Here is a 12,727-nt window from a genome sequence, read left to right as displayed (position 1 = left end):
ATCTTTTGATTCCATCCTTTCCTATTTATACTCTTTTGAACTGTTCCACGGCTTCCATAGCTTGTTCCCTTAGCTTGAATTTCTGGATTTTACCCGAGGCTGTCATAGGGTAGCTTTCAGTGAATTCAATATACCTTGGGATTTTGTGTTTTGAGATTTTGCCTTTGCAGTATTCTTTGATTTCATCTGCTGTGGCCTTCTCCCCTTCTTTCATGATGATCCATGCCATCACTTCCTCGCCATAAACACTATCCGGTATTCCGACTACCTGGACATCAAGCACCTTAGGATGGCTGTATAGAAATTCTTCGATTTCGCGCGGGTAGATGTTTTCCCCGCCCCTGATGATCATATCCTTTAATCGTCCGGTCACACGGCAATATCCGTTTTCATCCATTACTGCAAGATCTCCCGTGTGAAGCCATCCTGCTTCATCGATTGCCTCCCTGGTTGCATCAGGATTTTTATAATATCCATCCATGACATGATAGCCTCGTGTGCATAATTCACCCTGGACTCCGCGTGGAACCTCCTCCATCGTGCCAGGTTTGACAATTTTGACTTCAACCTCCGGAAGTGCTTTTCCGACTGTTTCTACCCTTAATTCGAGCGGATCATTCGTTCTTGTTTGGGTGATGACCGGTGAAGATTCTGTCTGTCCATAGGCAATCGTTATTTCAGAAGCTCCCATTTTCTCATTAACAGCTTTCATTACCTCAATCGGGCAATTCGAACCTGCCATGATGCCGGTCCTCAATGATGACAAGTCGTATTTTTCAAATTCGGGATCATTCAACTCGGCAATGAACATCGTAGGGACTCCGTGAAGCGCGGTACACTTTTCTTTTTCGACCGTTTCCAGGACGGCCTTTGGACTGAATTCCTGGACAGGAACCATTGTTGCCCCGACCGTCGCGCAGGCAAGTGTACCCATCACGCAGCCAAAACAATGAAAAAACGGAACCGGGATACACAGCCTGTCCTCGTCAGTCAGCTTCATAGCAGAAGCCACATTATATGCATTGTTCACAATATTGCTGTGGGTAAGCATCACACCCTTGGGGAAACCTGTTGTTCCCGAAGTGTATTGCATGTTGATCACTTCACTCTGCTTTAACCCAGCCATCTGCTGGTCCAGTTCGTCCTCAGAAACACCATCGGCCATGTCCAGAATATCCTGCCAGCTGAATGTCCCAGGGAAACGCTTTTCACCCATGACAATGACATTTTTTAAAAATGGCAGCTTTGTGCTTTCAAGCTTTCCCGGTTCACTTGTTTTCAGTTCAGGAACAATTTCATAAACCATATCAATGTAAGAAGCATCCTTAAACTGCTCCATTAGAATGATGGTTGTCGAATCAGACTGCTTTAGTAAATATTCCAATTCAGCCGTCCGGTAGTTCGTATTGACGGTAACCAGGACCGCTCCCATTTTCCCTGAAGCAAACTGTGATACCACCCATTCTGGTGTATTGGAAGACCAGGCAGCGATATGCTCCCCTTTTTTCACTCCCAGCTTCATCAGTCCTCTTGCGGCTTTCCTGCATAGCTCATTAAATTCCTTGTAATTCATCCGGAGATTCCTGTCTGCATAAACAACAGCTTCATGTTCCGGATACTTTTTGGCTTGTACCTCCAGTAACTCCCCTACAGTATAAGGCAGCAAATTCCCCATCCTTTAACCTCCTTAAGCAAAATTGTAAGCGTTTGCTACTTACTATATCATCTAGGTTTGAATATTCAATTTTTTTAAAAAATATTCCTTCCTTTTTTCCTAAAAAAAATAAAAAAACAGGGAGATTTCCCTGCTTTATCATTTGTCATGCCACATATATGATTTGCCTGTCTCTGCAGACACAATAGAAATGCCTACAGAGGCACCGTGTCCGGATGCAATGACCGACTGACTTGGCAAGCCCGCGAGCAAGCTCGTGATAAAGAGATTTGGAAGATGGGTTTTCCCATCCGTATCGATGCCAAGTACCTTTTTTATTTTTCCGCTGGGCACTTTCTCATTTACAGCCATTTCAAAGCCAAGGCTCTCAAGTATGGATGTTTGAAGATTGGTAGCGATCACAAGATACTTCGTTTCCAGCTTTCTGCCGTCGGCCATTGATACTTCATAGACACTTTCTTTCTTTTCAACAACTTGTACTGTCCCGTCAAACCATTCAGACCCCGCCGCAACTGCCTGGTCCTTGATGTTTTCTAGCAGCTCTGGTCCGCTGACCTCTTTGATTCCCGGATAATTGAACACTTTTGAAACCTGCTTAATTTGGGATTTTCCAGAATCAATGACCGCAGTTTTCAAGCCTCCCTGGGCAGTGTAAATGGCTGCAGAACCACCTGAAATCCCTCCGCCTACCACTAAAACATCAAACATAATTATTCCTCCCGAAATCAATTACAACATTATGTATCCTCCCTTAACTGATCGGGAGGCTTAAAATAGTTTTGAAATCAAATAAATGACTCCTGCCAGGAGCCATACGTACGTGGCTGGTCATATAGGAGGAAAACCGGAAAACTTTCCCCGTCCTTCATCACCTGTACGCTTTGGTCCAATTCCTCAGGAACCGCCTGCACAATGATTCGTTTTATTCTTTTCTTCTTCCAACAATTCTCACCTCACAAGCGTTATGGCATAAACCAATAAAAAGAGGAAAGCAGTGCTCTCCTCTTTAATTTTTAATGCGTGTGGTGGACAGCGCAGCGGTTTGGACCGATCTCCAGTTCCATTGCTTCTTCTGCTGTCACTTCTTTCACACCGCGGTTGATTGCAACGATGTCTTCAAAGTTTGGCGGTGTCTCGCTTGATGCAGATTGTGCGACATGATCCACAAACTCTTCAATCGTCTTGCCTGCCATGATTTCATTTTGTTTGCGGATTAAACCTAGCTGGCTTCCAATGAAACCTTCCGCATTAACTTCGTCATCAAAGGCAGCGTAGTGTCCTGGCAATACAATCACGTCATCCGCAATTTGCGAAACTTTGCTATACACAGTATCATACAGGTCTTTTGCCCACTCTGCAGCTTTTCCGCCAAGGTCTGGACGGCCAAGACCATTTACGAAGATGGTATCTCCTGAGAATAGAAGTTTATTATTCACGAAGAACGAAACACTACCAGGGGTATGCCCAGGCGTCTTGACAGCCAACACTTCGAGAGTGATGTTCTCGAATTCAATTTTATCATGCTGTTCCAGCGCTTCAAAGTCAAATACTGCGCCTTCACTCTTCATTAGATAATATTTTGCTCCAGTTACGTCAGCGAGTTCCTTGCCGCCGGATAGATGGTCAGCATGGAGATGCGAATCAACGATGTGAGTGATTTTCACATTTTCTTCTTCAGCAACGTCAGTGTAACGGTTTGTGAACCTTGATGGATCAACAACCAGTGCTTCGTTTTCAGAAAGGACCATGTATGATAGACAGCCTTTGCCCACACGGATGAACTGCAGAACTTTGATTTTGTCATCCTTATACACTTCAACTGGATATAGATATTCGCTCCATGACTTCATGCCGCCTGAAAGGTATGATACATCAAAACCTGCATCAGACAGCATTTCAGCAACCATGACTGAAGAACCTTCCTTGGCGCAAATAACAACGATATCCTTATCTTTAGGAAGCTTGTCAACAACCTCTTCCACGCCGTCAATCAATTCAAAGTAAGGGATATTGAGGTAATCAATATTCTCACCCTCAACCTTCCAGTCTTCAAAATCTTTAACATTTCTTACATCAAAAATGAAGAAATCCTTCTTGCTAACTACCCATTCATTTAGTTTTTCAGCAGTGATCGCTTGCATACCCATTTAAAAATTCCTCCCTGTGTAAAAAGATATGTCATGATATTAGATCCCCATCCAATACCCTTATGGGTATATATTAAATCGTTGAAAATAAAATTGCAAGCTTTTTTTGTTTACTAATGTGCGTATGGTGTTTTCGGAGACAAGCAATTGAAAAAATTACTAAAAAAAAATCTTCATAATGGGTTTTCAAATTCTTAATAAACCTTTACAATGAATGAAACTATACAATATAGTTTGAAAATTCAATCCATTCTTACCGAGGAGGAATGCAAATGAAAATTATGAGCAATGAACAATTGGTGGTCTCGTATCGTGATGCATTAAAGTCGGACAGTGATAAAGAATGGGCAAAGATTTTAAAAACGGAAATTTCCAAAAGAGGACTAAAGCCATTTAAGAACCGGTAAACAGATTTGGGAAACAGGCAAGACAGAGTCATTGAAGAAAGATGAATAAGTATCATTGTGATATTGCCGCTTTGCTTTATGGTGGAAAATTAAACGATTGAAAAGCTTAATGACCATTGCCGTTTGTGATCTGGAAATGAAAAACTGTAATTATGGAAAGAACTTAGTGACATTCGCGCTAGTGATTTTTAATTGAAGACTGTAATAACGGAAAGAACCCTAGTGACATTGCCGCAAGTGATTTGGAATTGAAAACATAAGAACTAAAAGAACCTTAGTGACACCGCCGCTTTGCTGCCTTATTGGCAGTGGAGCGGTTTTTTATTGCGGGAAGAATGTTAACAAAAAATTCACAAATCTCTGCCAGTAATTAGCTTAAAATTGACTTATAGAAAGGAAGTGGACCATGCTACTTAAAGCACGCACCGAGCCATTTGAATTAATCGGTTTACGGTATTTAGACAAACGAATGGTTTTGCAATCACAAGAAAAGTACAGGCTGTGGACTTTGGAAAAAGGTTATATAGGAGAAATAATCTTCGACAAAATGACTGAAAACCTGACGGAAGAGAGATATATCATTGATGATTTGCTTCTCCAGGTGAATAATTCATATTTCCAGCTGGATAAAGTGATCATCGGTAAAGATGGCGTTTATCTAATCGACATCAAGTATCACGAAGGAGATTATTATTACGATGGGGACAAATTGTATACCCTTAATAGTAAACGTGAGCAAAAGAATCCTGTCATCCAATTGAAAAGAAGCGAAACCCTTTTCCGTCAGCTGCTCCAAAACCTTAAAATGAACCACCTAGTCCGTGCCACCGTCGTCTTCGTCAACCCGGAATTCACCCTTTACAAGGCCCCGATGGACCAACCCATCATTCTACCGACACAAGTACACCGATTTCTTAAAGAGCTAAACAGCATTCCTTCCAAATTGGACGAGAGCCACCAGAAACTCGCTCAAACCTTACTTTCATTGCATCAAATTAAAAATCCATTCTCCACTCTGCCCAATTACAAATATGAACAGCTGGAAAAAAGAATGCATTGCCGGCAATGTGGGTCATTAAATACAGAGGTAGATCATTACGACCTCGTTTGCGGAAAGTGCGGAACACATGAAAGAATCGAAAAGGCGATCCTGCGGCATATAGAGGAAATCAAGGTGCTTTTTCCTGAAATGAAAATCACCACACAAAATGTTTATGATTGGTGTAATGGGAAGGTTAGTAAGAGGACGTTCTTGAGGGTTTTGAAAAAGAATTATAAAGCAGTTGGCAAGACAAAAGATGTTTATTTCGAATGATGACTGAGTTGGTGACTATCTCCTTGAACACCTGTCAAAATAACATCGGGTTTTTGACAGCTTTGGGGCTTCCTCCTCCAAACCTGTCAAAATAACATCAGTTTCTTGACAGCTTTCAGGCTTCCTCCTCCAAACCTGTCAAAATAACATCAGTTTCTTGACAACTTTGGGGCTTCCTTCTCCAAACCTGTCAAAATAACATCAGTTTCTTGACAAACATTATTGCATTCCGCACCAAAATCAGCTTATAAGCCACCACCGAATACTCAAATAAGATGAAAAGCACTGCCAACCCGGCAGTGCTTTACCAAAACTTATCCCTGCAGCAGCAGTGATTCTGGGTCTTCCATAAGCTGCTTTATGTGTTTCAAGAAGGTAACTGCTTCTTTTCCATCAACGATTCTGTGGTCGTAGGATAAGGCAATGTACATCATTGGTCTGTTTTCCATGCGTTCCTTATCGATCGCTACGGGACGGAGCTGGATGGTGTGCATGCCCAGGATGCCTACCTGTGGGCCGTTAAGGATTGGCGTTGATAGCAATGATCCGAACACGCCTCCATTTGTGATCGTGAAGCTTCCGCCTTGAAGGTCCTTCAAGGATAGCTTATTGGATCTCGCTTTTTCGGCGAGATCATTAATGTCCCGTTCGATCTCGGCGAAGTTCTTTCTGTCGGCATCCCTGATTACTGGGACAACCAGTCCTTCATCCGCAGCCACGGCGACGCCGATGTCATAAAATTTCTTCAGGACAAACTCATCACCCTGGATTTCTGCATTCAAATATGGTGTCTTTTTCAATGCTGCGACAACTGCTTTTGTAAAGAAAGACATGAAGCCAAGGCGCACATCATTTTCTTCAAAGAAGCGGTCCTTCCACTTCTTTCTTAATTCCATGACGGCTGTCATATCGACTTCATTAAAGGTTGTAAGCATGGCTGCTGTCTGTTGTACTTCTACCAGCCTGTTTGCGATGGTCTGCCGTCTTCTTGACATCTTGATACGCTCAAAGCGACTATCGTCTTCATTGGCAGCAGCTGTAGAAGCCGCTTTTTCGGGCCTGCTATTTGCAGGCTTGTTGTCTTCAGGTTTTTGTTGATTAGGGGTATACGATTCAACATCCTGCTTCCTGACTCTTCCAAGTGGATCCTGAGAAGATACCTGGTTCAGGTTGATTCCCTTTTCCCTGGCCAGCTTTCGTGCTGCAGGTGAAGCGATGACCCTGCCCTGACTGTCTTCATCTGCTCCGTGTTCTTCACTGACAGGTGGGTTATCGGTTGATGTATTGTTTCCTTGTTGATTTTCTACGGGTTCATCAGGTGATTCTTTTTCCTTGCCCTGTTCAGCAGTTTTGACCTGTTCTCCGCTATCTCCACCAGCTTGTTCACCAACAACCGCAATAGCTTCCCCAACCTTGACAGTATCGCCTTCTTCCGCAAGCAGCTCTGTCAAAACGCCATCATAATCGGAAATGATTTCAACATTGACTTTATCTGTTTCCAGTTCAACGATATATTCACCTTTTTGTACTTGGTCACCCTTTTGTTTCAGCCACTGGGCAATCGTTCCTTCGGTAATTGATTCGGCCAATTCAGGAACTTTAATTTCTGCCATCATCGTTTCCTCCTCTATTTGTCTTAGTCAGTGCATCCCGAATGATCCTCGCCTGTTCCAACTTATGAGTATTCGGATCTCCTTCTGCCGGACTTGATCTTCTTCTGCGTCCGATATAGGCTACTTTGATATCATTAGGTGCCGCTTCATTGATCCGCGGTTCAACGAATGTCCAGGCTCCCATATTTTTCGGTTCTTCCTGGACCCACACGACCTCTTTCAGGTTTGGATAACGGTCGAGTATTTCTTTTAGCTCATCCAGCGGGAATGGATAGATTTCTTCAATTCTTAGTACATGCAGCCAGTCAATGTCCTCACCACTTAGTTGTTCTGCAAGGTCGATGCTCACTTTGCCAGAACATAACACGACCCTTTCCACTTTTTCAGGATTTGTCCCAAGACCAGGCTGTTCGAAAATTGGTTCAAAGCTTCCTTCTGTCAGTTGTGTTGGGTCTGCCGCTACCAGCGGGTTCCTTAGCAGACTCTTAGGTGTCATCAACACGAGAGGGCGGACCGATTCTTGTCTTAAAATCTTTGCCTGCCTCCTGAGGATATGGAAGTATTGGGCCGCAGAGGAAAGATTGGCGACAGTCCAGTTATTTTCTGCAGCCAAAGTTAGAAATCTCTCAACCCTGCCGCTTGAATGTTCTGGTCCCTGTCCTTCATAACCATGGGGCAAAAGCATCACAAGACCTGATTTCTGGCCCCACTTTGCCCTTCCTGCTGCCACGAACTGATCAAACAGGACCTGAGCGGCGTTCGCAAAATCTCCATACTGAGCTTCCCAGAGAACCAGTGTTTCGGGAGCAAAGACATTATAGCCATATTCAAATCCGACAACTGCCGCTTCAGATAAAGGGCTGTTATGGATGGAGAAAGAAGCTTTGGCATCTGGCAGAGTATGAAGCGGCGAAAATTGTTCCCCAGTAGTACTGTCATGAAGCACAAGATTTCTTTGGGCAAACGTTCCGCGCTCTGAATCCTGACCTGTCAATCTGACTGGTGTCCCTTCCTGTAAAATGGATGCAAAGGCCAGAGTTTCGGCAAGGCCCCAATCGATTTTTCCGTTTTCAGAGAAGGCGTCCAGCCTTCTTTGAAGGATTTTCGCCAATTTGTTAAAGACATTGAAGCCTTCAGGCCATTTAAGGAGGTCACTATTTATTTTCTTTAAAATATCAGCAGGCACCCCTGTATTGATCCGCGGAATCCCCATTTCAACCACTTCAGGAATATCGGGCTCTCTTTTAACCTCTTTCTCTGCTTTGGGAACTTTTTCATTGGCCGCTTTCAGGATTGAGTTTATATTATCTTCGATTTCTGCCCGTTTTTCTTCTGTGAACACACCCTGGGATACTAGCTTTTTCCCATAAAGTTCTTTGACTGTTGGGTGATTGTGCACAAGCTTATACATTTCCGGATTGGTCGTCATTGGTTCATCCATTTCGTTATGGCCGAAACGGCGGTATCCAATCAGGTCAATCAAGAAATCCTTGCCGAATGTCTTCCTGTATTCGAAGGCAAGTCTTGCTGCCATCAAACAGGCTTCAGGGTCATCGGCGTTCACATGGATGATTGGTATTTCATATCCCTTTGCAAGGTCACTCGCATACCTTGTTGATCTTGAATCCATTGATTCCGTTGTGAAACCAATCGTATTGTTCGCTATGACATGAACAGTACCGCCAGTCTTGAATCCCTGCAAGCGGCTTAAATTCAAGGTTTCCGCAACAATTCCCTGTCCTGGAAAAGCGGCGTCACCATGAATCAGGATCGCCATCGCCTTAACTGGATCGTATTTTGCATATCCTGGCTGATCCCGATCATCCTGCGCAGCACGTGTAAAGCCTTCAACAACCGCGCCGGCAAATTCAAGGTGACTTGGATTATTGGCCAGTGTCAACCTTGCATTTGCGGTAGTACCTGATTTAATTTTACGGTCTATTCCAAGGTGATACTTTACATCACCAGTCCAGCCAAAATTGATTCCAATGGAGCCTTCAGAAGGCACCAATTCCTTGTTTGGAGCATGCTGGAATTCAGCGAAAATCATTTCATACGGCTTACCTAAAACATGGGCAAGAACATTAAGCCTTCCCCGGTGAGCCATTCCGATATTTATCGTCTCCACTCCGTTATTGACAGCTCCGGCTATAACCTCATCCAAAAGTGGCACCATTGCATCAAGACCTTCAATTGAGAATCGCTTTTGCCCCACAAACGTCCTGTGCAGGTATTTCTCGAAGTTTTCGACCTCTGCCAGGCGCTCAAATAAGCCAATCTTCCTTTCATCTTCCACCTGCGGAATCAGCGCACCTGATTCTACTTTGTTCCTTAGCCACTCTTTTTCGTCCAATTGATTTACATGCTCAAATTCATACGCTATCGTATTGGAATATACTTTTTTCAGATATTCAAAGGCTTCTTTTCCAGTTTTGACAGCAGCAGGAGCGCTTGGACAAACGAGTTCAACAGGGACCATATTTAAGTCTTCTTCCGTCAGTCCCCACTTTTCCAGACCCTCCAGCACTTTGTCCGAGCTTCCTGTTTGTAAAGGATAAATATTGGCAGATAAATGGCCGTTCGAACGAATATAGTCTGCATATCTCAGGACGGCGGCGATTTTAGCTGGATTACCAGACGTATGTGCTTCCGTTGACATCGGAAAATCTACAACTTGATTTGTTGTTTTCCGCTTACCAGAGTTCTGTTCAAAATAGGCCTTCATCTCAGGATCTACCGCATTTGGATCCTGAAGGAACAGTTCATATAATTCTTCCACATATCCCTGATTAGCCCCATAAAATCCCGGCCATTCTGTACGTTCCGTAACAGGCTTTTTCATCGTATAACCCCCTTGCTTTTCGTAAAGTATGCTAATTATTTGTTACCCTGTCGTATTCTTTTTTAACGGTAAAATCAAAGAATAATATTATAATTCAGATATCAAACGGTTACATTGATATTTTACCATGATATTTTCTTTTAACCAAAGGTTTTGACTATCACGATAGTGTTAAATTATTTCACAGATTTTATTATTTCAAAAAAATGAACCCCATAAAAAAAACCGGTGGGTACCGGTAGTAGTTTCGAAGATATATATAGGCATTGATAATGTTAAAGATTCATCATGGTAACATACATGTTTTTGGGGGCAAAAAGGTTATTTCTTTTTTCGATTTGATTTACCTCGATCATGTCATTATGTTCAACAGGCAGCTCAATATGACCGCAGGTGATGCTTTTTTGGAACCTTGATCCTGCGTTGAATATGTCGACTCCATCATTATTGGTGAATCCAACGCTTTCTTCATGCAGTGAAAATCGATGATGACAATTTTTTGATTCGCTCATCTTCCATCCTCCTATGAAATAGTCCCTTACTATATTATATATTGAATTATCTAAATATTCAGTGATAAAACTCATAAAGAAAAGGAAAGCAAAATAAATGCTTTCCTTCCTTAATTACCATTCCATTAAATTTTTAAACCCCTATTAGAATCAGAGAGGGCATGTTTGATTTTTGTCTCGAGTTGGGCCAATACATCAGGGTCATCAGCATCAATTTCATGAAAGGGACCAGAATACTCCTGAAGTGCATGCCCATAACGAGGGTCATAATAATGAATTAACAAGATTTCAATCAGTTCCTGATAATTCTTTTCTTTCAAGGCAACTTGGAGTGATGTTGCGGCATCCTGCGAAATCCTTCTTAGAAGCTTGGTGACTTTTTCTTGTACTTCTTCTTCAAACCACGCCTCTTCTTTAAAAGGATGTACATACTCATCATATATTCGCTCGACCCTCTTGGGAATTGAACTTTTGACAAGGAAATGAATTCCGTCAGACTTCTTCGCAATCATTTCATCAGGTTGGGCAGCCCGTCCGATTCGCTTGCTTTCTGCCTCAATAATGAAATAATTCGATCCTATTATTTCATTCAGTCGATCAAATAACAGTGCATCGAAGGTTTTTTGATTGTGAGCATCACCCATCCCAATCATTCCAAAAATCGATCCTCTATGGTTGGCCATTTGTTCAAGATCGACTACAGGATAGCCTTTTTCCTGCAAAGCTTTTAGAAGATCCGTCTTTCCTGTCCCTGTCATTCCGTGCAAAACAACAGCCTTCTGAGGCAATAATTCAGGAATTCTTTCTAAAATATATTCCCGATAGGCGCGATAACCGCCCTCAAGCCGATAGGAAGGTATGCCTGCATATTCCAGGAATGAAGCAACGGAACGGCTTCTCATCCCGCCTCTCCAGCAATGAATGACAGGCTCAGCACCGGTCTTTTTCAGTTCTTTTATTTCACCAAGAAGACCTGGCAGCTTCGGGGATACAATTTCCATCGCCCGCCATTTAGCTGCTTCCTCTCCTGACTTTTTGTATAATGTACCAATTTCCTGTCTTTCGTCATCAGTAAACAACGGTACATTCACCGAACCGGGAATCGCTGAATCCTTATGCTCAATAGGTGCTCTAACATCAACAGGGATATATTTACTTGAACTGATTAATTCTTGTACAGATATGTCTTTCATTTTTCCAGATGACCTCCATGGTCCATAAAGTAAAACTTCTTCTATTTATTTAAAAATAAAGTTCCAGTTTCACTCTTAAATCTTTTTAATAAACTCCATCGTATCATATTTTAGGCAAGAAAAAAACCGCAGTGCGCCTGCGGTCAGCACGAAAACTCAATTCCAACGAGCTTGCTGATGGCCTTGCAGAATTCCACCCATTCCTTTGGGAAAGCTTCAAGGCCTTTACTTTCATATGTCTTTCCTTTGGTTTTAAGTGTAACCGACCAACTGGTACCATCAACGATGATTCCCTCTGTGTGGTAATCATCCTGCCAATTCCACAACTTAAAGGTGTACAGCTGTTTTTTGAATTCTTCCACACTTCCATATTTTCCCTTCTTTAGGGGCCCTGGCGCTCTTGAATCAAGATGCCATTCAAAATACGTGAATGTATTTCTTTTAAAATCTATTCTTACTCTCAGCTCCGGACCAGGGTATCCATGCAGTACAACGTTTAGCAGCAATGGTTCTTTGTCTGGCCTGATGGATACAGTTTCATCGTTTAGTACGAACAATTCAGTATTCCGGCTGATCAATGTTTTAATATATGAAGGTTCAAAAATTGGATTTCTGCGACGGGCAAGGTCTGGTGCATGATCATTCATTTCCTCACAGATGAATGGGATCGTTGCGTTCCCTTTTTCTTGGAGTATTGTGAGAATCGCCTCGTACATTTTCATATCGGTCAACTTCCTTTTTAAAAACTAAATATTTCGTCTATTATCTCCCTATGTCTGCAACACTTTAAATAAAGTATATAAAATATTAACGAAAATGTACTGTAACAAATCGCACGTTTTTGCAAAAAATAACGAAGGGTAACCATGACAAAAACAGGCAAATTTTTTTCGCGCTCGACTTTACATTGTTGTTTATTGTCTATTCCTGCGGTTTCCCGAGAAATAATTTTCAGAATAAAATGAAAATTATTGAACTTACTGATATGAATTCATCTAAGCATAATACACATATATAGGCTGT

General features: G+C 42.3%; 10 protein-coding genes. 2 read left to right on the top strand and 8 right to left on the bottom strand.

Going from position 1 to position 12,727, the window contains the following annotated elements; translation table 11 throughout:
• Nucleotides 1-25: 25 nt before the first annotated feature.
• From J7E38_RS02860 to J7E38_RS02850, 3 genes are all read right to left on the bottom strand, one after another.
• A complete protein-coding gene (locus J7E38_RS02860; protein WP_215038162.1) occupies nucleotides 26-1,666 on the bottom strand; it encodes an AMP-binding protein in 1,641 nt (546 codons plus the stop codon).
• Between the two features lie 147 nt (nucleotides 1,667-1,813).
• Nucleotides 1,814-2,383: an FAD-dependent oxidoreductase gene (locus tag J7E38_RS02855; protein WP_214709023.1), complete on the bottom strand. Its 570-nt coding sequence runs from the start codon at nucleotides 2,381-2,383 to the stop codon at nucleotides 1,814-1,816.
• 305 nt (nucleotides 2,384-2,688) lie between these two features.
• On the bottom strand, nucleotides 2,689-3,822 hold the full coding sequence (locus J7E38_RS02850; protein ID WP_214709026.1) for an MBL fold metallo-hydrolase: 1,134 nt from the start codon (nucleotides 3,820-3,822) through the stop codon (nucleotides 2,689-2,691).
• A 272-nt stretch (nucleotides 3,823-4,094) separates the two neighbouring features.
• On the opposite strand from J7E38_RS02850, the gene sda reads away from it, so the two are divergent.
• On the top strand, nucleotides 4,095-4,229 hold the full coding sequence (gene sda / locus J7E38_RS02845; RefSeq protein WP_214709028.1) for a sporulation histidine kinase inhibitor Sda: 135 nt from the start codon (nucleotides 4,095-4,097) through the stop codon (nucleotides 4,227-4,229).
• A gap of 406 nt (nucleotides 4,230-4,635) precedes the next feature.
• Nucleotides 4,636-5,544: an NERD domain-containing protein gene (locus J7E38_RS02840; protein ID WP_214709030.1), complete on the top strand. Its 909-nt coding sequence runs from the start codon at nucleotides 4,636-4,638 to the stop codon at nucleotides 5,542-5,544.
• 314 nt (nucleotides 5,545-5,858) lie between these two features.
• Here J7E38_RS02840 and odhB read toward each other — a convergent pair whose 3' ends face one another.
• From odhB to J7E38_RS02815, 5 genes are all read right to left on the bottom strand, one after another.
• Nucleotides 5,859-7,157: a 2-oxoglutarate dehydrogenase complex dihydrolipoyllysine-residue succinyltransferase gene (gene odhB, locus J7E38_RS02835; protein WP_214707976.1), complete on the bottom strand. Its 1,299-nt coding sequence runs from the start codon at nucleotides 7,155-7,157 to the stop codon at nucleotides 5,859-5,861.
• Nucleotides 7,144-9,999: a 2-oxoglutarate dehydrogenase E1 component gene (locus J7E38_RS02830; RefSeq protein WP_214707977.1), complete on the bottom strand. Its 2,856-nt coding sequence runs from the start codon at nucleotides 9,997-9,999 to the stop codon at nucleotides 7,144-7,146. The genes odhB and J7E38_RS02830 overlap by 14 nt, the downstream gene beginning before the upstream one ends.
• A gap of 275 nt (nucleotides 10,000-10,274) precedes the next feature.
• Entirely contained in the window at nucleotides 10,275-10,511 is a 237-nt protein-coding gene (locus J7E38_RS02825) for a hypothetical protein (protein ID WP_214707979.1), read from the bottom strand.
• A 125-nt stretch (nucleotides 10,512-10,636) separates the two neighbouring features.
• A complete protein-coding gene (mnmH, locus tag J7E38_RS02820) occupies nucleotides 10,637-11,704 on the bottom strand; it encodes a tRNA 2-selenouridine(34) synthase MnmH (protein WP_214707981.1) in 1,068 nt (355 codons plus the stop codon).
• Nucleotides 11,705-11,847: 143 nt separating this feature from the next.
• On the bottom strand, nucleotides 11,848-12,426 hold the full coding sequence (locus J7E38_RS02815) for a hypothetical protein (RefSeq protein ID WP_214707984.1): 579 nt from the start codon (nucleotides 12,424-12,426) through the stop codon (nucleotides 11,848-11,850).
• Nucleotides 12,427-12,727 lie beyond the last annotated feature (301 nt).

Source organism: Bacillus sp. ISL-35, from assembly GCF_018613355.1.
In the GTDB taxonomy this organism is placed as follows: Bacteria; Bacillota; Bacilli; order Bacillales; family Cytobacillaceae; genus Mesobacillus.
Note: the sequence above shows the minus strand (reverse complement) of the source record. Positions and strands in the feature narration are given on the sequence as shown.